Origin of the sequence: Acinetobacter sichuanensis (assembly GCF_003024515.2) — a bacterium.
Classification (GTDB): Bacteria; Pseudomonadota; Gammaproteobacteria; order Pseudomonadales; family Moraxellaceae; genus Acinetobacter; species Acinetobacter sichuanensis.
The window spans coordinates 1-25,857 of record NZ_PYIX02000033.1 but is presented as its reverse complement, the minus strand read 5'-3'; the positions used below and the strand labels follow the sequence as shown (position 1 = coordinate 25,857).

General features: G+C 36.9%; 25 protein-coding genes. 7 read left to right on the top strand and 18 right to left on the bottom strand.

Features of this window, described 5'->3' with window-relative positions; all coding sequences use genetic code 11:
- Nucleotides 1–64: 64 nt before the first annotated feature.
- From C9E89_RS16325 to C9E89_RS16305, 5 genes are all read right to left on the bottom strand, one after another.
- Nucleotides 65–871, bottom strand: coding sequence for a class I SAM-dependent methyltransferase (locus C9E89_RS16325; RefSeq protein WP_107009402.1), 807 nt, complete (start codon nucleotides 869–871; stop codon nucleotides 65–67).
- A complete protein-coding gene (locus tag C9E89_RS16320; protein ID WP_107009401.1) occupies nucleotides 865–1,689 on the bottom strand; it encodes an undecaprenyl-diphosphate phosphatase in 825 nt (274 codons plus the stop codon). Before C9E89_RS16320 ends, C9E89_RS16325 begins: the two co-directional genes overlap by 7 nt.
- 15 nt (nucleotides 1,690–1,704) lie before the next feature.
- Nucleotides 1,705–2,370: a tRNA (adenosine(37)-N6)-threonylcarbamoyltransferase complex dimerization subunit type 1 TsaB gene (gene tsaB / locus C9E89_RS16315; protein WP_107009400.1), complete on the bottom strand. Its 666-nt coding sequence runs from the start codon at nucleotides 2,368–2,370 to the stop codon at nucleotides 1,705–1,707.
- 151 nt (nucleotides 2,371–2,521) lie between these two features.
- The gene (locus C9E89_RS16310) at nucleotides 2,522–3,052 is read right to left on the bottom strand and encodes a gamma carbonic anhydrase family protein (RefSeq protein ID WP_107009399.1); all 531 of its coding nucleotides are present in this window, start codon (nucleotides 3,050–3,052) and stop codon (nucleotides 2,522–2,524) included.
- Between the two features lie 29 nt (nucleotides 3,053–3,081).
- The gene (locus C9E89_RS16305; RefSeq protein WP_107009398.1) at nucleotides 3,082–3,696 is read right to left on the bottom strand and encodes a CoA pyrophosphatase; all 615 of its coding nucleotides are present in this window, start codon (nucleotides 3,694–3,696) and stop codon (nucleotides 3,082–3,084) included.
- A 125-nt stretch (nucleotides 3,697–3,821) separates the two neighbouring features.
- Here C9E89_RS16305 and C9E89_RS16300 point away from each other — a divergent pair, with 125 nt between their 5' ends.
- On the top strand, nucleotides 3,822–4,370 hold the full coding sequence (locus tag C9E89_RS16300; protein ID WP_107009397.1) for an NUDIX hydrolase: 549 nt from the start codon (nucleotides 3,822–3,824) through the stop codon (nucleotides 4,368–4,370).
- A gap of 71 nt (nucleotides 4,371–4,441) precedes the next feature.
- Here C9E89_RS16300 and filF read toward each other — a convergent pair whose 3' ends face one another.
- The 6 genes from filF to filA form a co-directional block, all read right to left on the bottom strand.
- Entirely contained in the window at nucleotides 4,442–6,385 is a 1,944-nt protein-coding gene (gene filF, locus C9E89_RS16295) for a putative pilus system protein FilF (RefSeq protein ID WP_107009396.1), read from the bottom strand.
- 10 nt (nucleotides 6,386–6,395) lie between these two features.
- Nucleotides 6,396–7,598: a putative pilus assembly protein FilE gene (gene filE / locus C9E89_RS16290; protein WP_228199055.1), complete on the bottom strand. Its 1,203-nt coding sequence runs from the start codon at nucleotides 7,596–7,598 to the stop codon at nucleotides 6,396–6,398.
- A gap of 26 nt (nucleotides 7,599–7,624) precedes the next feature.
- Nucleotides 7,625–9,289 carry a putative pilus system OmpP1/FadL family transporter FilD gene (gene filD, locus C9E89_RS16285; RefSeq protein ID WP_107009394.1) on the bottom strand — a complete coding sequence of 555 codons (1,665 nt, stop codon included), beginning with the start codon at nucleotides 9,287–9,289 and terminating at the stop codon, nucleotides 7,625–7,627.
- Between the two features lie 12 nt (nucleotides 9,290–9,301).
- Entirely contained in the window at nucleotides 9,302–10,522 is a 1,221-nt protein-coding gene (gene filC, locus C9E89_RS16280) for a putative pilus system protein FilC (protein ID WP_107009393.1), read from the bottom strand.
- Nucleotides 10,523–10,571: 49 nt separating this feature from the next.
- The gene (gene filB / locus C9E89_RS16275; protein ID WP_107009392.1) at nucleotides 10,572–11,405 is read right to left on the bottom strand and encodes a putative pilus system C39 family peptidase FilB; all 834 of its coding nucleotides are present in this window, start codon (nucleotides 11,403–11,405) and stop codon (nucleotides 10,572–10,574) included.
- 199 nt (nucleotides 11,406–11,604) lie between these two features.
- Nucleotides 11,605–12,504 carry a putative pilus system protein FilA gene (filA, locus tag C9E89_RS16270; RefSeq protein ID WP_107009391.1) on the bottom strand — a complete coding sequence of 300 codons (900 nt, stop codon included), beginning with the start codon at nucleotides 12,502–12,504 and terminating at the stop codon, nucleotides 11,605–11,607.
- Between the two features lie 248 nt (nucleotides 12,505–12,752).
- Between filA and C9E89_RS16265 the strand changes: the two genes are divergently transcribed.
- Nucleotides 12,753–14,132, top strand: coding sequence for an anthranilate synthase component I family protein (locus C9E89_RS16265; protein ID WP_107009390.1), 1,380 nt, complete (start codon nucleotides 12,753–12,755; stop codon nucleotides 14,130–14,132).
- A gap of 51 nt (nucleotides 14,133–14,183) precedes the next feature.
- On the opposite strand, the gene hisC is transcribed toward C9E89_RS16265, so the two are convergent.
- Together hisC and hisD are read right to left on the bottom strand one after the other, a co-directional pair.
- Entirely contained in the window at nucleotides 14,184–15,275 is a 1,092-nt protein-coding gene (gene hisC / locus C9E89_RS16260) for a histidinol-phosphate transaminase (RefSeq protein WP_107009389.1), read from the bottom strand.
- A gap of 161 nt (nucleotides 15,276–15,436) precedes the next feature.
- The gene (gene hisD, locus C9E89_RS16255; RefSeq protein WP_107009388.1) at nucleotides 15,437–16,738 is read right to left on the bottom strand and encodes a histidinol dehydrogenase; all 1,302 of its coding nucleotides are present in this window, start codon (nucleotides 16,736–16,738) and stop codon (nucleotides 15,437–15,439) included.
- 364 nt (nucleotides 16,739–17,102) lie between these two features.
- On the opposite strand from hisD, the gene C9E89_RS16250 reads away from it, so the two are divergent.
- Nucleotides 17,103–17,711, top strand: a complete 609-nt coding sequence (locus C9E89_RS16250; protein WP_147305727.1) for a hypothetical protein — start codon at nucleotides 17,103–17,105, stop codon at nucleotides 17,709–17,711.
- Between the two features lie 68 nt (nucleotides 17,712–17,779).
- Here C9E89_RS16250 and hisG read toward each other — a convergent pair whose 3' ends face one another.
- From hisG to C9E89_RS16225, 5 genes are all read right to left on the bottom strand, one after another.
- Entirely contained in the window at nucleotides 17,780–18,481 is a 702-nt protein-coding gene (hisG, locus tag C9E89_RS16245; protein ID WP_107009386.1) for an ATP phosphoribosyltransferase, read from the bottom strand.
- A 4-nt stretch (nucleotides 18,482–18,485) separates the two neighbouring features.
- On the bottom strand, nucleotides 18,486–19,745 hold the full coding sequence (murA, locus tag C9E89_RS16240; protein ID WP_107009385.1) for a UDP-N-acetylglucosamine 1-carboxyvinyltransferase: 1,260 nt from the start codon (nucleotides 19,743–19,745) through the stop codon (nucleotides 18,486–18,488).
- A 6-nt stretch (nucleotides 19,746–19,751) separates the two neighbouring features.
- A complete protein-coding gene (gene ibaG / locus C9E89_RS16235; protein ID WP_107009384.1) occupies nucleotides 19,752–20,003 on the bottom strand; it encodes a BolA family iron metabolism protein IbaG in 252 nt (83 codons plus the stop codon).
- 141 nt (nucleotides 20,004–20,144) lie between these two features.
- Nucleotides 20,145–20,483 (bottom strand): ribosome hibernation-promoting factor, HPF/YfiA family, encoded by a 339-nt coding sequence (gene hpf / locus C9E89_RS16230; protein ID WP_107009383.1) that lies wholly within the window; start codon nucleotides 20,481–20,483, stop codon nucleotides 20,145–20,147.
- Nucleotides 20,484–20,654: 171 nt separating this feature from the next.
- A complete protein-coding gene (locus tag C9E89_RS16225) occupies nucleotides 20,655–22,112 on the bottom strand; it encodes an RNA polymerase factor sigma-54 (RefSeq protein ID WP_107009382.1) in 1,458 nt (485 codons plus the stop codon).
- A gap of 472 nt (nucleotides 22,113–22,584) precedes the next feature.
- Between C9E89_RS16225 and C9E89_RS16220 the strand changes: the two genes are divergently transcribed.
- The 4 genes from C9E89_RS16220 (at nucleotide 22,585) to C9E89_RS16205 (ending at nucleotide 25,857) form a co-directional block, all read left to right on the top strand.
- Nucleotides 22,585–23,484, top strand: coding sequence for an amino acid ABC transporter substrate-binding protein (locus tag C9E89_RS16220; protein ID WP_107009381.1), 900 nt, complete (start codon nucleotides 22,585–22,587; stop codon nucleotides 23,482–23,484).
- 93 nt (nucleotides 23,485–23,577) lie between these two features.
- A complete protein-coding gene (locus C9E89_RS16215) occupies nucleotides 23,578–24,420 on the top strand; it encodes an amino acid ABC transporter permease (protein WP_107009380.1) in 843 nt (280 codons plus the stop codon).
- 2 nt (nucleotides 24,421–24,422) lie between these two features.
- Nucleotides 24,423–25,100 carry an amino acid ABC transporter permease gene (locus C9E89_RS16210; protein ID WP_107009379.1) on the top strand — a complete coding sequence of 226 codons (678 nt, stop codon included), beginning with the start codon at nucleotides 24,423–24,425 and terminating at the stop codon, nucleotides 25,098–25,100.
- A 13-nt stretch (nucleotides 25,101–25,113) separates the two neighbouring features.
- Nucleotides 25,114–25,857, top strand: coding sequence for an amino acid ABC transporter ATP-binding protein (locus C9E89_RS16205; protein WP_107009378.1), 744 nt, complete (start codon nucleotides 25,114–25,116; stop codon nucleotides 25,855–25,857).

The following is a 25,857-nucleotide window of genomic DNA, read 5'->3' as shown; positions in this document are numbered from 1 at the left end:
ACCAATTTTCTGATGTTTTTTGAGGCAGTTACCAAACTCCCCCAGAAGTGACCAAGTGACTGAGCTAGACATTGAAATAAGCGTCAAAACGACAAGCATCGCCTTGCCATTGATGGTTAGGTTGTTGATCGTTTAAAAATACAGCAAGCCTTGGTCTTTTTACCACAACTCGCTTCGCAATATCTTGTGCTAAGACTAAAAGATGATCTCCTAAATCCATCTCTCCATCTTCAGGCAATAATAAATGCAACAATTGCATTTGTTTTTTGACTTGTGCTTGCTTTTTTACAGCTTGTTGATTTTGGTCACGCTGTGGAAACATTGGATCTAGATAGATAACATCGACATGATTATTTTGATCAATTTGCTGTTGTAAATAATCACCAGAGTCAGAAAAAACCAAATGAATCCGAGCAACAACTTTTGCTAAAAATGGATCATTTTCAGCTTGTGCTTTGCTGTCTTCAAGCAAGGTAAATAAAATAGGATGACGCTCAACTAAAGTCACCTCAGCCCCTAAACTCGCCAATAATAAACTATCATGACCTAAACCTGCTGTTGCATCCAAAAGCTGAGGCTTTTCAGATAAGTTACAAGCACGTGCAATCATTTCCGACTTTAAACTCGCACGTTTTAAGCGTGGAATTTCGGCTTTCCAATCAGGCTGCATTTTCATGCCATTCGCACATAAACTCAGTCCTGACTCATCTACACATAAAGCAATTTCTGGATTTAAACGAAGAAAGCGAGCATTTAACTTTTCAATCACTTCAATATTTACCAACACTCCACGTAAAGAAAGCACAGACTGGTAAGACTGTGCTTTCTCAAAAAATGCGGTTTCGGTAAATAAGCGAATTTCGCTTACCATAATTTCCAACCTGTTAATGCAAATAACAAAATAATCAAACCTGATGCAATACGATACCAAGCAAAAACCATGAAATCACGTTTTGCCACATAAGCAACGAGAACTCGAATCAAGATCAAAGCTGAAACAAAAGAAACCAATGTACCAAAAGCCAATACAACCCAATCTTGAGTACCTTGGAATACATGATAACTTTGATATAAATCAAGCAGCCCTGCACCCACAATGACAGGAATACCTAAGAAAAATGAAAACTCAGTCGCTGCTTTACGTGATACACCCAACATCATCGCGCCAATAATCGTTGCACCTGAACGTGATGTACCTGGTACTAAAGCTAACACTTGGATTAAACCAATATAAATGGCTTCTTTAATTGAAATATTTTCAACTTCTTGTGCATTTACTTTCGGTGGATTTTTCTCTACCCACCAAATGATTAAACCACCAATAATCAAGCCAAGCGCAATTGAAATATCATTAAATAAATATGCTTTTACTGTCTGACCAAATGTGAGCCCAACCAGCATAATCGGGATCGAAGCAAGAATTAAACTAATTCCTAAATGGCGACCTTTAGGCTCACCGGAAACTAGCCCTGTTGCCGCTCCCCAAAGTTTTGCCCAATATTCATAAATAACGGCTGCAATCGCCCCCATTTGAATTGCAATGACAAAAACATCACTTTTTTCTTTGGTCCAAAAATTCATTAATTCTGATGCAAGAATTAAATGCCCTGTACTTGAGATTGGAAGGAATTCTGTGATCCCTTCAACAATTCCCATAATCGCTGCTTTTAAGAGCAGTAAAAGATCCATATTCAATCCTAAAAATTAAGGTTTACCTTGTTCTGGAATTTTTTTCCACGCATCGTCACGCAAATAAACAGGCAATGCTAATTCAGCACTCAGCCAATCTTGTTGTAAAGCTTGCTGACGTGCGATCGTTGCAATATCTTCAGCATTCGCAACTAAACCTTGAAATTCTATTGCATCAGGCTTAACTAAAGCTGAACCAGAACCCACCAAGGTAAATTTTTGATAGTCAGAAGCTTGCTGATAATCTAGTAATTTTTCTTCATCTACAAGTTGCATAATGTTATTTTCATTTAAACGAAAACTTGCCATATAGACTTCTTTCATACGAGCATCAAGCACAGCAGAAACCTCAGCTAAACCCAATAAACGATAAGCTGCTTGTGCTAAAGCTTGTAAAGTAGATACAGGAATCACAGGAATATCATTTGCCCAAGCCAAAGCCTGCGTGACTGCGGCATTAATACGTACACCACTAAATGAGCCAGGACCACGACTAAAAGCAATAACAGTTAAATCAGAATTTTGCGTTTGTGTTTGCTCAAAACCTTGCTCTATCATTGGCAAAATGGTTTGAGTTTGTGCCTTTGCCCGCGTATCAAGTTGAAAAAAAAGTGTTTTAGTTTCATCAACTATCGAAACGGAACACTGCTCATTGGCAGTTTCCAATGCCAGCAATTTCATGCACAATTAACCTATCTTAAAAATGCTGACTATAATACTCCACTCATTTACTTCGTGCGACCATTTCTGTCCAGATTCATTGATCTGACATAAAAAAACCAAGTCAAAACTTGGTCTAATCTGCATCCATCTATTGCGTGATTGCATAGAGTTAAAAATGTACTTCTTCTAAATTTACAAAATCTTGAAAATGTTCAGCATAATGCATCGCACTCATTTTCAAACGAATCTCAGCCTGATCATCTAAAGTTTTAATCACACGAGCAGGAGAACCAACCACCAAAGAATTATCAGGGATCACTTTACCTTCGGGCACCAAAGCATTTGCACCAATAATACAATTTTTCCCAATCACAGCATGATTTAAAACAACCGCATTAATTCCAATCAAGCTATTATTTCCAATGGTACAACCATGCAGCATCGCCTGATGTCCAATTGTAACGTATTCCCCTATATTTAATTCAATACCCGCATCCGTATGTAATACTGCATTTTCTTGTACATTACTAAAATCTCCAATACGAATACAACTGTTATCTCCTCGCACCACTGCACCAAACCATATACTAACTTTTTGCCCTAGTTCAACTTGCCCAATAACCGTTGCATTCGGTGCAACCCAACCATCAAAAGGTACATGTAGCGCTTTTGGAGCATATCCCTTAAATTTATACATCATTTTATGCAATTCCTTTATTTAAAATGTTGCTATTTTTTATTCATTACTCTTGAACGAAAAGTTGGTGAATTTAATAAAAATGGCCAATTTTTTTGATAATTCAAACCATACTGAAATAATGAAATTAAAATACGTGCCGTAAGCCCCCACACAATTTCATTTTCAACTCTTAAACTTGGAAAATAAACGGACTGGTGAGCTAATCGTACCTCATAAGGAATCGGCTGAGACTCCATTAGCTTTCTTAAAGGTGCATAAAAAATACGATCAATTTCAGTTGGTTGTGCAATTAGTTTCAAATCTGGTGGAATCAAACCAACCACAGGCTTAACAGACATACCACTTTTTGCGCGCTCCATAGGTAAATCACCCAATAAAGTCACTTCAAAAGGATCCAATGCGGTTTCTTCCCAAGCCTCACGTAAAGCAACCACAATATTACTGGTATCATTTGGGTCTCTTTTTCCTCCCGGAAATGACACTTCTCCTGCATGATTTTTTAAATAAGCAGAACGACGAGTTAATAATATTTTTGGATCTTCTTCTTGAGTGATGGCGATTAACACAGCAGCCTGTGCAGGGTAAGTTCGCTTAGCGAAACGTAACCGTTGCTGTAAAACTTGTGTTAATAATTGCTCCTGCATAAAACCTCACTCGCTTTTTTGTTATTTTTACATCATATATGAAATTTCATACAAGGGGCTATAAATGATGCGAAATTCAGAAAATTCAGTTATGCTGAGTCATCATTCATTTTTCAATGAAGCTTATGAGTTTTTGTACAGCCTGTGGACATACAACGATAGAAAAAATTCCTTTGGGTGATCATCAAGTTAGAAAAGTGTGTACCCATTGCGGCACCATTCACTATGTGAATCCTAAAGTGATTTGTGGCGCCCTTGCACTTTGGGAAGGTAAAGTTTTACTTTGTCGTCGTGCCATTGAACCGCGTTATGGACTTTGGACATTACCTGCGGGTTACATGGAATTATTTGAAACCATGGAACAAGGTGCAGCACGTGAAACTCGCGAAGAATCTGAAGCTGAAATTGAGATTGAACAACTTTACTGTATGTATAATATTCCACGTATTGGGCAAATTTATGTTCTATTTAAGGGAAATATTAAAGATGGGCAGTTTGGTGCAGGCGAAGAAACGATAGAAAGCCGTTTATTTGCAGAAGAAGATATCCCATGGAATGAACTTGCCTTTCCAAGTGTAGAAAGAACGCTTCGTCATTACTTTGCTGACCGAAAAAACAATCAATTCCAACTACATCTAGAAACATTAGGCTCACGTTTAGATCATACTGGCTAAACACCTTATACAATATTTGCAAATAAAAAAACCATCTCGAAAGATGGTTTTTATTTCAAACGATAAGCTAATTATTGCTTAGTCAAAATTTTATAACAGCTTGGTAACTCAACCCCTAAAGTACCACTTGCACGTGCAGCTAAAGCTTTTTGTGCATCGCTTAGTTTATCTTTATGTGCTGCGTTATAAACTGTTTGATAAACTGAATGCATATTTGCCCATTGTGCTGTAATCGCTTTATCGCCTTCCCAACCTGTAATATTAATCCCACGATCTGTTGTTTCATCAGCCAATAAACGTTGTAAATTCAAACGAACACCGCCTGGAACAAGAGTCTCATCACCACCAACAGAAGTACTTGGTAAATATACGATTGCATCATTTAGTCCTAATAAAGCACCGTCTAGATTACCAAAAACAGGGTTCGCTAAAATCATACGAATCGTGATTGATTTATCTGGATCTGTAGTCGTATAGTTTGCGGCACCCGTTGTACCAATTCGATACTGTTGAACGCCTGTTGTTTCATCTTTATAGGTAGAAGCATTCACATTTGTACATTGATTTGAGGCTAAATTATTTGCTGTAGCATTTGGACCAATATTAGTACGAATATCACCATGTTCATCAATAACAATACCCAACTTCACAGGCGCAATCGTTTTGTCTGTAAAGTTAAATACAATATTGGCATATAGCGGGAAAATATATTTTTCACCTGTTTTTACCGTATTCACTGTACGGAATACGCGTTTATCTAAATATGTTGCAGGATTTGACTTATAGACATCAATCGTTCCAGCAAAACTCTCATTATTTAAAGTTTGACGCCATTTTCCATATACTGTTTCGTCTGTAGGTTTTGTTGAAGTTCCTGTCACACGCTCATACATGTCCGCTGTACCAGCGATATTTGTACCATTCGCCAAAGCACCCTGCGTTAACTCTAAAGTATCTGTATTACTATTGGCTGTTTTAAAAATAAATGGTTTTGTGATTTTATTACTAAACTGATTGAGTAAAGCGCCTTGGGCATCTGCATTTAGCTTTTTAGGCTCAGCTTGAGTTAACAAAAAGTATTTTAATATTGAAGAACTAATTGGGTTTTCAGTATTCGTATTCACTGGAATACCTGTCCATTGGACAGTATATCCTGTGGTATAACCTTGACGTGTTGTTAATAAATATAAGTTTGCAATTGACTCTTTTTTACTATTGGTCAGACTTGCTCCACTAAAGCCACGAATATCAACATTACTACCCGTAAATGTTAAGAAGTTAGTGGTATAAACGCCAACCTGATTTTGTTTAACTAAACGCTCTGTCACATCTTGGGCACTTGCTGCATTTACTTTTTCAACATCCATCCATGGCTTAATAATTTCAGCATAAGTGCCATTTGATAAATTTAATGCAACAACATCTGATTTAATATTTTTTAACTTTTCTTTAATATCTTTAGACAAAGTAATCGGCTGTATATCACCTACAATATTTGCATCTTGTGTTACACCGACAGTCTGTAAAATACGCACCAGCGCGATCATCACTCGATATGTTTCATCGTTAGCATTACTGGTTACAGCCGCTTTCCCTGTCATTGCACTCGCTAAATCTAATAAACTAATTTGTGCAGGTTGACCATTTATTTTTAATGGACGTATTTTTGCTAGGTCTACAGTACCTAAAGATATTTTATTAGCAGACTCAACACCTTGAATATAAAAACTCACTTTATCTGTAGAAGGACAAGCTCCCATTGCCACACTACTGACTAACTCGGTCACAAAATGGTTATTGGTGTCACTGCTACAATCAAAGTTTAAACCAGCAACAGGATAATCAATAACAAAAGATTGGCATTTATTTGTACTGGTCTCTTCACATCCATTTGTTGATGTCGCCACACCTTTATTTGGATCTTCATGAATCGTGGCACTTTCACCACCGCCACAAGCTGTCAATGCTGCAACTAAACCAGTTAATGCAAAAGGGAGTATAAATTTTTTTTTCATTGTTTAATCCTTACTGAATAACACTCAGCTTAATTTGTCCTTGATTTGTTAATTCACGATCTTGAATATCAATAGCTTCTGATAAAGGTGTCATAAATAAGTAATATGCTGAATTTGGCTTTTTCAGAATACCTTCTAAAGAAGAATACTGTGTTGCACTTTCATTTTGTTCATCATTCTTAAAGCCACTTACGCCTTCAACAACACAACCTTTTTCATCTAAAAAAACCACCAAAGGCCAATAGTAACTTGGCTTTTTCTTTGAAGATGCATATGAGGAAAATAAAATATTCTCAATATTCTTGTCTAACTTTACAACTTCATATGCAAAATTTTCTTTGATCGGAACAACTGGGAAAAAGCTGACTTCCTGATTTTTCAAAGAAATTGTTTTTGCTTTATCTATCTTTTTACCTGAAAAACAAGACTGTTCTAAAGTTTGGATCACTTCATCTTTAGGTAAACGATAATAAGTTGTAGCTAATGCAATGGCTTTATGTTCTTTGTGTTTTGGTTGACGAATTTTATCAAGTAAAGATTGGCTTAACCCTTTTTGTCGTTCAACAGTTTCGAAACGTCCTCCTGCCATTGCTCCCGTTTCAGGCATGACATAAAAACGTTTTTTTCCTTCTAAATTAAACTCATGATCTTCTAAATATTCATTATTGACATACTTAACACCATCAATTTCTGTAATATTGACATTATCGTTAGAAGCAGACACCGTTTTATTGTTTGGTACAGTTTCTACTTGCTGCTGAGTTACAGGCTGATTTTGAACTGTAACTGAAGTGGATACATTAGACGGAATGACATGATCTGACTGTTTAGGTTTAACGGTTTTTTCAACTTCCTGTATAGCCGCAGTTTGTTTTTGTTCCGCTTTAATTTCTCTTTTCACTTCTACATTTTTAGCTGTGGTTACAGTTTCATTATTCAGCTTAGCCACTGGAACTGATTCAATCTGCTGTGGTTTTTCAGGCTTTACGACATTTATTTTTTCAGATGGAGAAACAGCTTGCTCTTTTTGAGTTGAAGCTATGGGTTTATGTTCAACCTGAGGTTGAAGCTGCACTTTTTCTTTTTTATCAGATTCATTTGGTTTTTGGACGACCATCGGTCGTCCATCTGGACCAATAATAGTATAAAAGTTAGCAGCATAAGTTACAGATATACAGCTCATTGCTAGAAATACAAAACTTAATCTCATCATGCTAACTCTCTTCTTGTGCAACAACATTACCATCTCGTTCTATAATTAAGACCTAAAATGGTGACTTTGGTATTGGTTTTAATATCTAAACCTGCATAAGGATTTAATAATAAATTATCGACCCCGGTTTGGTTTGCCATACTACTGGTATTTGCAGGAATATTATCTCGGCTACGTAAAAAACCTACAGATAAATCAATATCTGTATCTTCATCAAAACGATAACCCAATCCTAAACCGAATAATTGTGCATTATTAATAGGAACTAAAGTATTACGTTTATCATCAGGAATTGCACTTGCACGTGGTTCATAACCTGCACGAAGTTTCAGACGATCTGTTGCTGAATACTCCACACCAATTCCCCAACTCCAAGGTGATTTAAATCCTAAAGGAAGTGATAAAGAACTATCTGTTACCTGATTTGATAGTAATTTTGCAATTTTAAGTGCTGAAATTTGACGATCGAATTCAAATTGGAATTTCTCCCATGCTTTGAAATCTGTCCATCCCAAGTCAAAATTCACTTGTAAATCAGGTAAGACCTTATATTTTATCCCTGCTTGAAAATGCGCAGGATATTCTAAATCCATTGCAATTAAGCCAGATTCTGTTGGAGGAATATAACCAGGAAAGCCTAAAATAGCAGCTAAAATTTGCCCTGTTGCAGAAGAGTTCAAACCTTTAATTAATTCACGAGGTGCATTGGCATTATCAATAAAATATTTACCCTTCATGCGCATTTTTGCTGCACTTTGATAAACCATACCAAAACCAAACTCTTCATTCGGTTCCCACATTAAACCAAGATTATAACTTGGACTTAAACTCTGCTCTAAAGAAACCTCCATCGCAGCAAATTTATTAAATGGGCTAACCGCTTCATTACCATTACAAATACCAAATAAAAGTAAATCTGTAATAACGTTTGAATTTTCTCTAAATGGTGCACAAACAGCTTCATCAACCATTCGTAACACACCAATCATTTCATTTGGGAAACGGAGGTCTGTTTTTAAGGCAATAGCATTATAAGACATTCCAATAGATGCACCGATTGATAACTCATCACTCACTTCATAAGCAATAGATGGTGATAAATATGTAATACGCTCAATCGCAACTTGTTGCCCCATGAAATTACCAGCATTACCATTTTCCGAACCAAAGCCAGCAACCATCGGTGCATAAACAGCCGTTGCATACGTCAACTTTGAACCAGGTGGGTTATAAGAAACACCACCTGTAGGTGCAAGTACAGGCCAACCCGCACCTAAATCAACAACTTTTTTCAAAATTGGAATATATAAACTGGCATATTCCACATCACCTTTTACAGAGCTCTTATAGTCCGTACATAAATTTGACTGATTATCTGGCGTATCATTACAAATTAAAGGGTCATCAGAATAACCAAAAACGTTATAACCCTGAGGTGCAGAAAACTCTCGTTGCACATCAAAGTTAGCAACAATGCCTTGTACATCTGTTTGCAAACCCTTGAGCTTAGTTAACGCAGCAGGGTTAAAGTGAATTGCACTAATACCAGGAGGGTCAGCAGTAACAGCGTTCCCCATGGATAATGAACGAATATCTACAGATAAGTTCAAACCTAAATGTGCAAAAACTTGAGTTGAACAACCCGTTAAGAAAATAGCTGTAACTAACGGGCGTAAGCGTGGGTATTTCATACCACCTCTCCATTAGCTCGCTTTTTTCTTACCGAAACCTAAAATATCTAGTGGGAATGATAGACCTAGAGAAATATCAGGTGAATCTTCAGTTAAACCAATTCCTAAAGTACCATTTACAATCGTTTCTGGTGATACACGCACACCTAAAGCAATTGAGAACATACCACTCGATTGATCTGCTGCTTTATAAGATTCGCCATTGGTATAAGTAAACGATGTATTTGTATTGAAGGTTTGTTGATATGACATCGTCATAGAAACATCGTAGTTAAATGAATAAGCAAACCCGAAAGAGAACCCCCCCGTAATCCCTGGTTCAAATTCATCTAAAATACGTGCACCGCCATCACCACCACCACGCACTTGATTTAACCCCGTTTCTTTAAAACCATAGTTACCTGAAACGGAGGCAAATAATACGACTGGATCTATATATTTACGGGTACTCGCACCAACACCAACCGAGTAATATCCTTTACCTGTTGACAACTCTTTGTATGGATTAATTTCGTATGGGCTATCGCCTGTTTTAGTTGATAGATTTCCAAATAAAATCAGTGGTAAACGACCCGCTTTTAATGGAAAAGGTTCCCAACGTGCGCCAAAGTTAATATCACCTAAACCTGCAGCAGTGGTATCTTTAATATTATTTGACTTAGCAACAAAAGGTAACGATGCACTAAAAGTTAAATTATCAAGTACACCATACTGTGCTGTAAATGTATTGGTAATGGTATGGCTTGCATCTTCATCAACACGTAATTGATAAACCACACCCTCTTGTATAGCTTGATTAATCTGCTGATCACGATAATATGAATAATCTAAATCATAAAAAGCTGAAATTTCACCTTTTTTAATTAATGAATATTGTCTTTCATTTGATGTAAATACTTCTTGCAAGTTTGTTTCTTGAGTTGCATCACCCTCTTTCTGCTGTAAAGCATTAGCCGCTTGAGTGCCAGCAGATGGTACCAGTGATGGTGTAGCATCTTTATCAATTTCGACTTTATCAGAAACTGGGGCAGCTTGTGTTGTTGCAACTTCTGCCACTTTATCTTGAGCTAAAGTCGCATCTGTGCTTGCAGTAGCAACTTGATCATTTACCTCACTGCTTTGAACAGTCTCTGCTGTTTCTGAAGCATTGTCGGTTTCTGCTGCATATACTCCACCTATCGCAAGTTGAATACTAACGGCTAGTAAAGTTCTTCTCATCCAGTGATTATTCATTTTATTCCTACCTAAAAGTGTGATTATTTAAATTTTTTCTAATCTGCTTTTACTTACGTTTATAATATAGTCGCATGAATGATGTAATTGGCTGACCTTGTGTCTCTGAATTATCACCACGGTCAATGACTCTACGCATTGTAGATGCCTTATCTGCTATTTTATTAATATAATCATATGAGTATTGCATATCAACAAGTGCATATCGATTAATTGTGGCATCTTCAACATGTCGTAAATCAGCATCCTGCAAGGCTAAAAAATCTTTCTGCTGATCTTTAGGTACATTAATTAAGAATAATGTATTATTTTCCCAAATGTCTTTAAAACGATTTTCATCGAAGCTAATATTCCCTAAAGCAGGGTCGGCGACATAAACTCGACCATTTTTATACGCCTTAAAGACAACAAAATGTTTAAAACCTGCATATGAAATTGGCACGATTGCTGGCTGTTGTTGTTTGACTAAGTCTGAGAACTCGCCCTTATAGCCACCACTTTCAATGCCAAGCGCAGAAACAAAACGTTTCATATCTAATAGCGAAAAGCTACGACGTTCTACGATTCGATTATATTCTCCATATCGTAATAAACCTTCCATTGTCTGCTGTTCAGTAAGATTCGTACCAACATATCCATTTAATAATGTTGTTAATGCTGCTGATCCACAACTATAGTCATATGCCTGACGGACAATGCCACGAAATTGATTTTCTAAGGCAGGTTTGATTTGAACCATCTCACGATGGTTTCGAGAAAAAGAGGCATTACGAGGATCGGTAAGCTCTGTATAGTACACAGCATCGGTTGGTTTTTCTTTGATATCTAATGCATGGCTGGCAAAATAGTATATTAATGCCGAACCTAAAGTAATCTCTAACATATTCTTAAACTATTCAAGTATCGGCAAACAATTGCCTGAAGTGTTAATTTTATTTTTAGAGTGAACACTCTACTTCCATGTGCTTTTAAGATACCTGTTTTTTCAAAAAAAAACAGCTTTTTTTTACTTTTGTTTGATTTGATCATTTTGTTAAAAAAAAACGCGTGAAATTCACGCGTCTTTTTTAAATCAGATCAGATTAGTGACCAGAAATTTTGATTACAGCACCAGCACCAGCACTATTTGTAACCGTTAAACCAGAGATTGCAACATCACCGATCGAACCAGAACCAATACCACTACCTAAAACTGCAGGGTTACCACCTGTAGGTGCAGTAAAGCCTGTACCACCACCTAACACAACTTGTTTAATATAAATATCTGTACTTGATTTAAGTGCAGTAATTGCTAAACCTTCTGGTTTTACAGCCACATCAGCATTCAAAGCTAAATCACCACTACCTGTGTCATTAACCTTAATACCACCAAGTGAAATATAACCACCATTTGCAGCATCTTTAATTGCTAGGTCGTTAATTGCTAAACCACCTGTCATTGCACCATTTAGTTTAATCATCGCACCTTGTGGTGTATTACCCAATTGAATATTTGCAGTAATTGAACCTGTAGATAAAGATAAGCCACTTAAGATTTCAGCAGAAGTCGTACCTGCTTTATATGCACCTGCACTACCAGTTGCATCTTTTACTTCAATTACACCTAGATCAATATCTAAACCAGAAACAGCAGCAGCTACATTAAGGAAAGGACTACCACCACCAGCATCAGTATCAATTGTTAAATCCGCTAAGTTACCACTAGCCAAAGCATTAGCATTTTTTTGCACAACAACATCATTAACAGTAATCGCACCAGGTTTACCAGTACCACCATAACCTGCTTGACCTGCTGCAGCTAGACCATCACCATCAAAAACATGAAGCTTACTAATATTAACAGTATCAATATCAATACCAATTGAAATACCATCTTGACCAGTTGTTGCGCTTAATGCTGCATCATCCATAGCTTGCATAGCCATTGCATTCGAACTGATTGCTACCGCAGAAACTAAAGCAACTTTAGTAAATAATTTCATCTGTACTCTCCCAAGAGCATTTTTTTTCATTTTTAACCACTCGCCGTCGCTTCACGTTGTTTTTGTTTTTTTACAACAGAAACTTTCTTCCTTGAGTAGTCCGATTTGCACTATTAAATTAACCTTATGTTATTTTTTGTTCAATAGTTGTTTATCAAAAAACAGTAATTCCCGATAAACGGCGTTTTTGTGACTCAGTGTACAAAAAATATCGTATAATCATAGCACCTGTTCTATTAGTTTTAAAGATGCTAACTCAATCAATTTTCAGTATAAATTTAGATATTCAGGAACTTACACCTGCTGATATTTTACAACGACTAAACGAACTATTTGGTTGTGTTTATCTTGAAGATGATCATCATCCTGTTATTGCTTTTTTGCCTCAACAATATTTATTGCATCAATCTGGGCATTATGCTTATTTTGAGCGTACAGAAAGCTTTAACTATATAGAAAAACAAAAAAAATCAAATGTTTATGAATTTATAAAAATTATACCAACCACGTCAACCAAACAAACAAAAATAGGCTTTTCAGGTGGCTATATTGGCTTTATTGACTATAACTTTTCAGCACAAAAAAATATAAACAATCAATATAAATCTCAACCTAATTTATTCTTAGGTCAATATTTAAGTTATTTAAAATACCATCAAGGACAATGGACTTTTTATAGTCAAGAAGATAATCCTCAAAGGATATTAGATATATTAAAATCTAAACTCAATATTTATTCTCATCCACCTACAGGATTTAAATTAAATACATTATGTATGGCAAAATGGACTAAAAATGAATATATTCAAGCTTTTGAAAAAATACAAAACTATATTAAAGCAGGTGATTGTTATCAAATAAATTTAACCCAAGAGTTTACTGCAAAAGCTCAAGGTACATTAATTGATACTGCTAAAAAATTTTGGCAATTAACGAATGCACCTTACTCTGGTTATTTAAAAATAGATGATTTTGAATTATTAAGTTGTTCGCCTGAATTATTTATTGAGTTTGAGGATAATCATAAAATTTTGACTAAACCCATCAAAGGGACGATGCCACGTTATGATGATCCAATTTTAGATGAACAGTCTAAGAACACGCTCATTCACTCTAAAAAAGATCAAGCAGAAAATGTCATGATCGTGGATTTATTACGTAATGATTTGAGTGTTTATGCAGAAATAGGATCAGTGAAAACGCCGAAGTTATTTAATATTGAGTCATTTAATCAGGTTCATCATATGGTGAGTGAAATTACTGCAACCTTAAAGCCTGAAGTCAACCCTTTTGATGTTTTGATGTCTGCGCTTCCCGGTGGCTCTATCACAGGTGCCCCAAAAATTCGTGCAATGCAAATTATTGAAGAGTTAGAAAGTAGTCCACGTGGCGCGTATTGTGGTTCATTGGGTTATTTTAATTTTGATGGAACAGGTTCATGGAATATTTTAATTCGTTCTATTCAAAAATATCAGGATCAAATCTCTGTTTGGGCAGGTGGAGGGATTACCATCGCATCGGATTGTGATGCGGAATATCAGGAATGTTTTGACAAAGTTTCTGCATTGCTGGATTTACTCAACACATGGTACTCACCTGAAAATTTAAAAGAAAAAAGCGAATCCTGAGATGCACTTTAAGCCCCTCTTTTGAAAAGAGGGGTTTTGGGAGATTCCTAATCAACCTAAAATATCATTTTTCAAGGTATCGACAAGACGTTGATTTTGCTCGTCTGTACCAATGGTAATGCGTAAGAATTGATTGATACGTGGCTTATTGAAATAGCGCACAATAATGCCTTGCTCACGTAATTTACTCGCCAACTCACCTGCATCATTACTTGGCAATGTCGCAAAAATAAAATTTGCTTTAGAAGGCAAAACCTTAAAACCCAGATTAGTCAGTTGTGCAGTCAACTTGTCACGGCTTGCAATCACTTTTTGGTTTTGTGCTTCAAAATAGGCTTGATCTTCAAATGAAGCCACCGCAGCAGCAATGGCAAAACGGTCAATTGGATAAGAGTTAAAGCTATTTTTCACCGCTTCAAGCGCCGCAATCAAATGTGGCTGTGCAATTGCAAAACCAACCCGTAAACCTGCAAGTGAACGTGATTTGGACGTGGTCTGGCACACCACCAAATTGTCGTATTTTTCAACCAATGTTACCGCAGACTCTGCACCAAAATCGACATAGGCTTCATCAATCACCACCACTCGATCAGGATTAGCAACAAGCAATTCTTCAATTTTAGTTAATGGCAATGCAATACTGGTCGGCGCATTTGGATTGGCAATAATCACGCCGCCATTTGCTTGTTTATAGTCAGCAATATCTATTTCAAAATCTTCATTCAGTGCAATCTGTTTGCTGTTGACAGCAAAAAACTGACTATAAACAGGATAGAAACTATAGCTGATATCTGGACTTAAAATCGGCTCATCACGGACAAAAAATGCTTTGTAAATATGAGCAAGCACTTCATCTGAACCATTGCCTACAAAGACATTTTCCACAGCAACGTTTTGCTGTTTGGCAATGGCTTGTTTTAATGCACTTGCATCTGGGTCAGGATATAGACGTAAAGCATCCGCAGAGTTTTCCAAAACCGCCTGTACTGCTGCAACCACTTTTGGCGATGGTGGGTATGGATTTTCATTGGTATTCAGTTTCAATAAGTTCTGAATTTTAGGTTGTTCACCCGGTACATAAGGTTCTAACTCACGTACTGATGGGCTCCAAAAACGCATTTGTTCAGGTGTAATATTTGGCATTTTATTGTCTCATTTTTATTCACCAAAGTTCCCTCTCCTTTTAGGAGAGGGTTAGGGAGAGGTCAATTGATGCCAATCCTATTTTAACTTTAGTAAAATAATTAGTTTCCCCTCATCCCCGAGAGAGGGACATTCATTTCTAAATGGATGAGGGATTTAACTTATTTATAACGATAACGTGCAGATCGTGCATGTGCATCCAGATTTTCCTGTTGTGCAAGAATATCCGCTGTTTTGGCAAGTGATTTCACCCCTTGCTCAGAACACATGATCAAGCTTGAACGTTTTTGGAAATCATAGACGCCAAGTGGTGAAGAGAATCGTGCTGTGCCCGATGTTGGCAATACATGATTTGGACCTGCACAATAGTCACCAATCGCTTCAGGGGTATAGCGCCCCATGAAAATCGCACCGGCATGACGGATCTGTTCCGACATTTGCTCGGCTTCATCCAGACATAACATCAAATGTTCTGGAGCAACCTGATTAATCAATGCCTCACCTTCTGCACGGTCTTTGACCAAAATCAAAGCACCACGATTGGCAATTGAGGTTCGTGCAATTTCCGCTTTTGGCAATGCTTCAAGATGCTCCTCAATGGCTTGCGCAACATCATTCAGCAACTGTTCATCAGGCGTAATAAATACTGCTTGTGCAACGGTGTCGTGCTCCGCTTGTGACAATAAATCCATAGCGAGCCATTTGGCGTTATTTTCACCTTCTGCATACACTAAAATTTCAGAAGGTCCTGCAATCATATCAATACCGACCTGACCAAACACCGCACGTTTGGCAGCCGCCACAAAGCGGTTACCCGGACCTGTAATTTTATCAACCTGAGGAATAGTTTCAGTGCCATAAGCCAATGCCGCAACCGCTTGCGCCCCACCAATGGTGAAGACACGATGCACACCCGCCAAATGTGCTGCTGCTAATACCAATGGATTTAATTCACCATTGGGCGCAGGTACCACCATAATAATTTCTTTTACACCTGCCACATGTGCAGGTACAGCATTCATGAGCACTGAAGATGGGTAAGAAGCCAAGCCACCTGGCACATAAATTCCAACCCGATCAAGTGGAGTGACTTTTTGACCTAATGTATTGCCTAAAGCATCGATATAAGTCCAGCCATCCTGTTTTTGTGCTTCATGGAATGAGCGAATACGATCGGCTGCCATTTCCAATGCTTCACGTACTTCTGTGCTTAAACCTTCAAATGCAGCTTTCAGTTGCACTTGTGACAGTTCTAAATCTGAAAATTGATGCGCTGGATGTCGATCGAACTGTTGAGTGAGTTTCAGTACATGTGCATCACCATGATGGCGTACATCTGCAATAATTTGGTCTACTGTTTTTAAAAGCTCAGGATCACTCACTGTTTCAAAAGCCAACAAATCAGCAAAGTCTTGCTTGAAGTTCGGCTCTTGAGTCGATAAACGTCGCATCAATTTACCCACAAGGTTATTTAAGAAAGATTTAGTTTACCTTGTTTTAGATGATTTGTGGGGAAGATAACATGGTCAATTTTATTCACTTTGATAGGAAAACTGGATAAATGAAAAATCTCAACTATTTAAAATTTATCACTAATTCATCTCAAGTCGTTTGTTTCAACGAGTGAAAGCAAAGTAGAATGTATTTCATAACAACATTTTATTTAAATCTAAAATCTTAAATTGATAAAAATTACTTATGAGAAAATCTATTCAAATCAAACTTGCGCAACAAGCTCAGCGGAAAAATACATATTTTTCTTTAGTATTTGCAATCTGTACGCTGAGCATCCTATTCTTTGTTGATGTCTTTAAGACACTGGAATTTTTGGCTTTTATGCCATTCGCTTACTTAATTTTCATTAATCTTTCAATATTTATGAAAAAATCCGACCAAGATAAAATAAATAAAGAACCTTCTTTTCTCATTTATATAAGCATTATTGCGTCACTGATCATCGCTAATCTTTACCTTTTCACCAATTATTCCAATTTTAAATCGATCAATGCATTAACAGCTACTCAATTCAACACTGCAAAAACAGTCGCTGAAGGAAAAATTCATGTAAATAAATACACCGTAGGTTCGGGTAGAAGCTCTTCAATCTATACCGATATAGAATTATTAAATCTGCAAGGACATCCGCAACTCAAAATTAAATGTGATTTTTTTGATACAAAAGAAGCATGTCCAGAGTTGATCAAATTTGATCAACAAATTGCCAAAATTAAATACTTTGCAGAATATCCTTATTTTAGTCTACAGGAAGCGCTGCTACTCAATTTAGAAACTGAAACAACAACATGGTCATATACTGAACTGACGCAATATTATCAAAAGCAAAAATATGCGAGTTATTTTTATTTATTCATGATTTTAATCGCAAACATCTTGATCCTTAGGACATATATACTTGGCTCAAAAGCAAATTCTTGAAATATGAAAATAAAATTTAGACAAATAAAAAACCGCCCTTTTGGGCGGTCATTTACACTTAAATCTATTTAAGCTTTTTTCGCATTTTCACGTTCTTCAACTGCTTTTTCAAGCTGAGCAAGAATTGGGTTCAATAACGTTTGTTTGCGCTTAAAGCTGGCTTTATTAACAATCAAACGTGAAGATACTTTACAAATCTCTTCCAAAGGCTCTAAACCATTGGCACGTAAAGTATTTCCAGTATCGACCACATCGACAATGTAATCACCTAAACCCACCAATGGCGCAAGCTCCATTGAACCGTAAAGTTTAATTACATCGACTTGCTCACCAAGGCTCGCATAGTATTGACGGGTTAAATTGACATATTTAGTGGCAATTTTTAAACGACCTTTAGGACGTTCCATACCAACTTTACCTGCGGTCATCAATTTACAGTTGGCAATTTTAAGATCTAATGGTTCATAGACATTTTGCGCGCCATGTTCCATCAATACATCTTTACCTGCAACACCAATATCTGCCGCACCATTTTCTACATAAGTCGGTACATCTGAAGCACGTAAAATCAAAATACGTACATGCTTATGTGTCGTTGGAAAAATTAACTTACGAGATTTATCTGGATCTTCTAATAAGTTGATTCCAGCGGTTTCTAGTAAAGGTAAAGTTTCTTTTAAAATACGACCTTTACTTAGTGCTAAAGTTAAACCATGATCAAAATTGCCCATTACGTCAAAGTTTGGATCATCGTTTCTCATATCGCTCATTAACTTACTCGCTCACTCGCTTAATTTGGGCACCTAGACCTTGTAATTTTGCTTCGATATCTTCATAACCGCGGTCAATATGATAAATACGGTCAATCAAAGTTTCCCCTTCAGCGGCCAAGGCAGCTAAAACCAAAGAGAAAGAAGCACGTAAATCTGTTGCCATGACAGGTGCAGCAGATAATTTTTCCACGCCTGTCACGACAGCATCATTACCTTCAACCTGAATATTTGCACCCATACGTGCCAATTCAGGTACATGCATAAAACGGTTTTCAAAAATCGTTTCTGAAATCGTTGCAAAACCGCGACCAATCGCATTCACTGCCATGATTTGTGCTTGCATATCAGTTGGAAAATCAGGGTGTGGTAAAGTCTGAAAGCTGACTGCTTTTGGACGTTTACCCATCATATCAAGTTCGATCCAGTCATCACCACGAGTAACTTCTGCACCCATTTCTTCAAATTTATCGAGTACTGATTCAAGCAAGTTTGGATCGGTATGTGTGGTTTTTATTTTACCGCCTGTGATCGCAGCAGCCGCAAGATATGAACCTGTTTCAATACGGTCTGCAACCACTGAATATTCACAACCATGTAAGCTTTCAACACCTGTAACCACTAAGGTATCTGTGTCTAAACCTTCAATTTTTGCACCCATTTTAATGAGCATTTGCGCAAGGTCGGTAATTTCAGGTTCACGTGCAGCATTACGGATTGTTGTAACACCATCTGCAAGTACTGCCGCAGTCAAGATATTTTCAGTACCGCCAACTGTCACCATATCAAAGACGACTTCACCACCTTTTAAGCGACCATCAACTTTAGCATGCACATAACCTGCTTCGACTTCAATTTGAGCACCTAAAGCTTCTAAGGCTTTTAAATGCTGATCGACAGGGCGTGAACCAATGGCACAACCACCAGGAAGTGAAACTTTTGCACTGCCATAGCGCGCCACCAAAGGACCAAGCACCAAAATTGATGCACGCATGGTTTTAACAAGTTCGTAAGGGGCAAACTGATTGTCGAGTGTAGACGTATCCGCAATAACGGTATCGCCTTCATACTTCATGGTGACACCTAAGCCACCGATTAGTTTTACTAAAGTATTAACATCCTTAAGATTAGGCACATTTCTTAAGGTAATGGGCGTATCAGCCAAAATCATTGCCGCTAATAAAGGCAATGCTGCATTTTTCGCGCCCGAAATACGGACTTCGCCTTCAAGTGTTGTGCCACCTGTAATTAAAAACTTATCCATTTATTATTAAGCTCCAAAAAGACTAGCTTTGCGCCATTCTTCTTTAGTCATTGCACGAATTGTTACAGCATGTACTTCACCACTGGCAATGTAAGAATTAAGTGGTTGATAAACTGCTTGTTGGCGTGCAACAGTACGTTTGCCTTCAAATTGATCATCAACAATACGGAGGTCAAACTTACCTGCTTGTCCACTGACAGCAACTTCAGCATCAGGAAAAGCTGCTTTAAGGATTTCAGTGAGCTGTTCACTATTCATTGCATGACCTCTTTATAGGACTGACAGTGTAAAAACCGAGTATTTTACTATAAACTCATCACAATATTGCATTATCTTGTACAAAAATTATTGATAAAAAAAAGAGGTATATTTCAACCTCTTTTCAAATAAATAAAATGATTAGCTCGGTGCAAATATCGCTTGATAATTTAACTGCATTTTACGATGTCGCTCCAATTGTCTTTTTAATTTATCTGTAAGTTTTGTAATTGCATTATACATATCATCTGCACAGGCTTGTGCAAAGAGTTCCACCCCCGGCAATCGTACAATCGCTTCTGCAATATGATTGGCACTGCCTTTTTTTGATCTTTTATCTAACTGATGATCCTTACTCAGTTTGACCTGCATGCTGTTAACCTGATCGATATGTTTGGTCATTTCAGCAAATTTATTACGAATATTCTCTTCAATTGCAGGCGTAATACTTAAATGATGTCCACGAATTGTAATTTGCATAATTCTATCCCTCTCCTTCTCTCAGGATATGAAATGTCATCACCAAAATGATTGAACTATAACAAAGTAATATTCGTAATGTATTAATTCATCATTTTGGTAACCTATATAAACAAAAAGAGATTCATTATTTCGTCATAATGAATCTCTAGAATACTCACACTTTAAATTTTAGATCAAGACTTTTCTGTCTGAAGACGATGGAATATGTAACGATTCACGATACTTTGCAACGGTTCGCCTTGCTACATCCACCCCATCCTCTTTAAGCAAATCTGCAATTTTATTATCTGACAATGGCTTACGAGGATTTTCATCGGCGACTAATTTTTTAATTTTTGCACGAATTGCCGTTGAAGAAGCTTCTCCACCTGATGTTGTTCCGACATGACTTGAAAAAAAGTATTTTAATTCAAATAAACCACGTGGAGTGAGTAGAAACTTATTGGTCGTGACACGGGAAACTGTAGACTCATGTAATTCCACTTCATCTGCAACATCACGTAGCACCAAAGGTTTCATTCCTTCTGCGCCGAGCTCTAAAAAGTCACGTTGATGTTGCACAATACAAGTCGTCACCTTGAGTAAGGTTTTATGCCGTTCATCAACACTTTTAATAAAATTCTTCGCTTCTAGCATTTGATTACGCAAATATTGATTATCATCACTTTGATCAGCACGTTTGATCATGCCTGAGTAAAATGGATTAATACGTAATTTAGGCAAAATATCAGGATTAAGTTGCACATGCCAATGATCATTTTTCTTAGATACAACAACATCTGGAATCTGATAATCAGATTCTTTTTGATCAAATTCCGCCCCAGGATAAGGCTTCAAGGTTTTTAATAAATCCACCGCAGACTTTAATTGTTCAGCATCTAAACCTGTTTGTTTAATCAGTTTATTTAAATCATTACTTAGCAACAGTTCATAATGCGTTAACAAAAGAGAGGCTTCTTTTTTAAACAAAGTTGTATTTGGCAATGCATCTACTTGTACAAAAAGACATTCTGCTAAATTTCTTGCTCCTATACCCGTAGGTTCAAGACGTTGAATATGTTTAAGCACAACAATAACTTCGTCTTCCTCAACCTCTATTTCATAATCCATTTGCTGTAATAAATGCTGTACTGAACTCACAATTTCATCAAGACTCGCATCTAAAAAACCTTTTTCATCTAAGGCGTCAATAATGCAATAAGCAATGAGTTTATCAACAGGCGAGAAATGCAATAAATTAATTTGTGCAAGCATATGCTCTTTCAATGAAGCATTGGCATAACGGTTATCTTCCCGATCATCAAACTCAGGACGTTCCATTGCTGTAGATTGGTGTGTATAAATATCATCCCAATTTGTATCTACAGCCAACTCATCAGGTAAATGATCTGCATTTAAACTTTCAGATAATTCATATTCTGGTTGTTCTTGTTTAAGATTTTCTAAACTTTCAAGGTTTTCATTATTTTCATCTTCAACTTTTTCAAGCAAAGGATTACTATCTAATTGAATTTGGATTTCTTGTTCAAGCTCTAAACTAGAAAGTTGTAATAATCGAATGGCTTGTTGCAATTGAGGTGTTAATGATAATGAGTTTGCAACTTTCAACCCAACCGATAATTTCATCTTGCGACATCCTTAAAATCACATTTCTAATAAGCAAAAATCATGCCTTTTTATTGTTATAGCACAGCAATTCACCTGTTCATAGTAAAAATAGCAGCTCAATATTCAAAAATTTCAGAAAAATAGTGCATATTAAAATGAATAAGTTTTTATTATCCTTAGTTTTGATAAGAAATTATGCACAGTTTCATCTTTGTTTTATTTAAATCAAGAATAATACTCAATGCAATACATCCGTACCAATTTTACTATATAAAATGAGCATCCACCCCAATCACTCAGTATCTATTCGTTTTTTGCACAAAATTTATATTGTTTATTACTTTACTTATCATAAATGAACGTATAAAAGTAATGATATAAGAAATATGAAGGATCCTTATTTCTAAATAAAAAGTTTGGCATAAGACGTGCTTTGTTTTTACTGAGCATGATGAATTGACATAAATAAATTGTGATTGGAGTGATCAAAATGAATAAAAACTCAACCAAAGTTTTAACAACGGTTTTAGGTGTCTTAATTGCAGGTGGTGCATTTACTCAGGTTCAAGCAGCCGACACACTTGCAAAAATTAAGCAATCTGGAAAAGTCATCATCGGTTATCGTGAGTCTTCTGATCCAATTTCCTATGTGGTGGGTGGCAAACCTATGGGTTATGCCGTTGACATCTGTAATAATTTTGCCAATGAGTTGAAAAAAACTTTAAACCTACCAAATCTTAAAGTGGAATATAAAGCGGTGACATCGTCAACCCGTATTCCTGAGATGCTTGCAGGCAATATTGATATGGAATGTGGAACAACTACAAACTCTATCCAGCGCCAGCAACAAGTAAGTTTCTCAACCAACTACTATGCAACAGAAGTTCGTATGGCTGTCAAAGCCACTTCTCCAATTAAATCAATCGCTGATCTGAACGGTAAAGCAGTGGTTACAACACAAGGAACAACTTCTGACAAATACATCAAAATGGGTGAAAAAGGCGAAAAAGTCAACGTAAACAACGTTTATGGTAAAGATCACTCAGACTCATTTGCAATGGTTGCGTCAGGTCGTGCTGCTGCTTTTGTCATGGATGATAATATTTTGGCAGGCTTAATCGCTAAATCATCTAACCCTAAAGATTTCAAAGTTGTTGGACCTGTACTTTCATCTGAGCCTTACGGCATCATGATTCCAAAAGGCGATGCTGCCTATAAAGCGATTGCAGATCGTGTGGTTACAGGTATGTGGAAAAATGGGCAAATGGCTGCACTATACAAAAAATGGTTCTTATCTCCAATTCCACCTAAAAATATTAATATGAATATGCCAATGAGTTCGTCCTATAAAAACTTGATGGCTAAACCAACAGATGCAGGGATTAAATAGATCATCTCAATTTAAAAAGAACATATGGATCAAAACATTTTAACGGCTTTGATCCATTAACTTCATGAAAAATTAAAATGACAAGGAGCACACATGGCAGTAGGCTCACTTAACTGGACATCATATTGTCTACCTTCAAATGAATATAGTTTAGAGAAAGCCGCGTGGGCAGAATCTATTTGTAAAGCTATTGGGGGCGAAAGCTATTCAGCAGTCGCAGATGCACCAACATGGCTACAACTTCTTGGTTCTGGTGTTTGGACAATGGTCTGGACAGCCGTTGCTGCATTCTTTATTGCTTTTTTATTGGGGTCACTGATTGGTATTCTAAGAACATTACCAAATCAAAAATTAGCATTTATTGGTACTTGTTATGTGGAATTATTTCGAAATATCCCATTAATTGTACAGCTTTTTTTCTGGGCTTTTGTATTTCCAGAATTACTACCAAAAAGCTTAAGTACAGGTAGCGGTGAAATGGTCAATGGAGGCTGGTGGCAAAACATTCTCAATGATAATCCTGCTGTAATTGGGGTATTTGCACTTGGACTTTATACGGCGGCGCGTATTGCAGAACAAATACGTTCAGGAATAAATACTGTTTCTCGTGGGCAAAAAAATGCTGCCTTGGCGATTGGTTTAAATCAAAGTCAAAGCTATCGCTATGTCATACTCCCTGTTGCATACCGTATCGTTTGGCCAACCCTGACTTCAGAAGCAATGAATATTTTCAAAAACTCAGCAGTACTCTATGCTTTAAGTATTTTGAATTTCTTTGCTTATACCAAAACCATGCGTGAAGAAACCTCACAAGATATTGTCATTCTCATTCTTTCCACACCTGTATATTTGATCATCACTTATACCATTAAGTTAATCATGGCTTGGATTGAAAAACGTATGACCGTTCCTGGTTTAGGCTCAGGAGGTAAATAACTATGGATTTTAGTATTTTACAAAACCAAGATGTTCTTCAAACACTTCTTGCTGGGTTTAAATTTACGGTTACAGTCACTATTTTATCGATCATTGGTGGGATACTCATTGGTACACCCTTAGCCATGATGCGTCTATCAAATAACAAAGTGGCGAGTAACTTTGCAAAAGTATATGTTGATTTCTTCCGTGGCGTACCACTGATTCAAGTCATTTTTATATTTTACTTTTTGCTTCCCAAGTTTTTTGAGTTTCAGTCAGATACATATTATGGACCTCTCTTTTCTAGTGTAGTGACTTTTGCAATTTTTGAAGCGGCTTTTTTCTCAGAAATTGTTCGTTCAGGGATTCAATCCGTCTCTAAGGGACAGGTCAATGCAGGATATGCACTTGGTTTTACTTATGGGCAAACGATGTCCAATGTGGTACTTCCACAGGCTTTTAGAAATATGTTGCCTGTATTACTGACACAGTCCATTGTGTTATTTCAAGATGTTTCCTTGGTTTATGTGATCAGCGCACCCGACTTCTTAGGCAATGCAAATACACTAGCGAACACATATGGTGCCGAAACTAAAGCAACATTCTACTTGGTCGTTGCAATCATTTACTTCTGTATCTCCTTTGCGCTTTCAAGACTCGTAAAGCGTTTACATCAAAAAATAGCAATAATTCGATAATTGGAGAATCAATATGCCAATGATAGAAATACAACAGATCTCAAAATGGTATGGAGATTTTCAGGTTTTAACTGACTGTACAACATCAATTGAAAAAGGTGAAGTTGTTGTGGTCTGTGGACCTTCTGGTTCAGGGAAATCTACACTGATCAAAACAGTGAATGCACTAGAACCTTTTCAACAAGGAAATATTGTTGTCGATGGAACAGCGCTTAAAGACCCAAAAACAGATCTTGCAAAATTTCGCTCACGTGTCGGAATGGTTTTCCAGCACTTTGAACTATTCCCACATATGACTGTTTTGGACAATTTAACCATTGGACAAATCAAAGTACTCAAACGCTCTAAAGCTGAAGCTGAAAAAAAAGCCTTACAATATTTAGATCGTGTTGGTTTAGCTGCACACAAAAATAAATTTCCTGGTCAACTTTCAGGTGGTCAACAACAACGTGTTGCGATTGCACGTGGTCTTTGTATGGACCCTGTTTGTATGCTCTTTGATGAACCAACCTCAGCACTAGACCCAGAAATGGTAGGTGAGGTACTTGAAGTGATGAGCAGCCTAGCCAAAGAAGGCATGACTATGATGTGTGTAACTCATGAAATGGGTTTTGCCCGTAAAGTATCTAGTCGTGTGATTTTTATGGATCAAGGCAAAATTTTAGAAGATTGTGCAACAAATGACTTTTTCAATAAACCTGAAGAACGCCATGAACGCACTAAGTTTTTCTTAGATAAAATTGCGATGGTAGTTTAA

Bases quoted from the DNA above. Each gene is read 5' to 3' on its own strand.
- C9E89_RS16205 (WP_107009378.1), top strand. From the start codon at position 25,114: ATGCCAATGATAGAAATACAACAGATCTCAAAATGGTATGGAGATTTT.
- ibaG (WP_107009384.1), bottom strand. From the start codon at position 20,003: ATGAATAGTGAACAGCTCACTGAAATCCTTAAAGCAGCTTTTCCTGAT.
- filE (WP_228199055.1), bottom strand. From the start codon at position 7,598: ATGATGAGATTAAGTTTTGTATTTCTAGCAATGAGCTGTATATCTGTA.
- C9E89_RS16310 (WP_107009399.1), bottom strand. From the start codon at position 3,052: ATGATGTATAAATTTAAGGGATATGCTCCAAAAGCGCTACATGTACCT.
- C9E89_RS16305 (WP_107009398.1), bottom strand. From the start codon at position 3,696: ATGCAGGAGCAATTATTAACACAAGTTTTACAGCAACGGTTACGTTTC.
- hpf (WP_107009383.1), bottom strand. From the start codon at position 20,483: ATGCAAATTACAATTCGTGGACATCATTTAAGTATTACGCCTGCAATT.
- C9E89_RS16325 (WP_107009402.1), bottom strand. From the start codon at position 871: ATGGTAAGCGAAATTCGCTTATTTACCGAAACCGCATTTTTTGAGAAA.
- C9E89_RS16220 (WP_107009381.1), top strand. From the start codon at position 22,585: ATGAATAAAAACTCAACCAAAGTTTTAACAACGGTTTTAGGTGTCTTA.
- filA (WP_107009391.1), bottom strand. From the start codon at position 12,504: ATGAAATTATTTACTAAAGTTGCTTTAGTTTCTGCGGTAGCAATCAGT.
- C9E89_RS16265 (WP_107009390.1), top strand. From the start codon at position 12,753: ATGCTAACTCAATCAATTTTCAGTATAAATTTAGATATTCAGGAACTT.
- C9E89_RS16215 (WP_107009380.1), top strand. From the start codon at position 23,578: ATGGCAGTAGGCTCACTTAACTGGACATCATATTGTCTACCTTCAAAT.
- C9E89_RS16320 (WP_107009401.1), bottom strand. From the start codon at position 1,689: ATGGATCTTTTACTGCTCTTAAAAGCAGCGATTATGGGAATTGTTGAA.
- C9E89_RS16210 (WP_107009379.1), top strand. From the start codon at position 24,423: ATGGATTTTAGTATTTTACAAAACCAAGATGTTCTTCAAACACTTCTT.
- filD (WP_107009394.1), bottom strand. From the start codon at position 9,289: ATGAAATACCCACGCTTACGCCCGTTAGTTACAGCTATTTTCTTAACG.
- hisC (WP_107009389.1), bottom strand. From the start codon at position 15,275: ATGCCAAATATTACACCTGAACAAATGCGTTTTTGGAGCCCATCAGTA.
- filB (WP_107009392.1), bottom strand. From the start codon at position 11,405: ATGTTAGAGATTACTTTAGGTTCGGCATTAATATACTATTTTGCCAGC.
- C9E89_RS16225 (WP_107009382.1), bottom strand. From the start codon at position 22,112: ATGAAATTATCGGTTGGGTTGAAAGTTGCAAACTCATTATCATTAACA.
- filC (WP_107009393.1), bottom strand. From the start codon at position 10,522: ATGAATAATCACTGGATGAGAAGAACTTTACTAGCCGTTAGTATTCAA.
- C9E89_RS16300 (WP_107009397.1), top strand. From the start codon at position 3,822: ATGAGTTTTTGTACAGCCTGTGGACATACAACGATAGAAAAAATTCCT.
- murA (WP_107009385.1), bottom strand. From the start codon at position 19,745: ATGGATAAGTTTTTAATTACAGGTGGCACAACACTTGAAGGCGAAGTC.
- hisG (WP_107009386.1), bottom strand. From the start codon at position 18,481: ATGAGCGATATGAGAAACGATGATCCAAACTTTGACGTAATGGGCAAT.
- tsaB (WP_107009400.1), bottom strand. From the start codon at position 2,370: ATGAAATTGCTGGCATTGGAAACTGCCAATGAGCAGTGTTCCGTTTCG.
- filF (WP_107009396.1), bottom strand. From the start codon at position 6,385: ATGAAAAAAAAATTTATACTCCCTTTTGCATTAACTGGTTTAGTTGCA.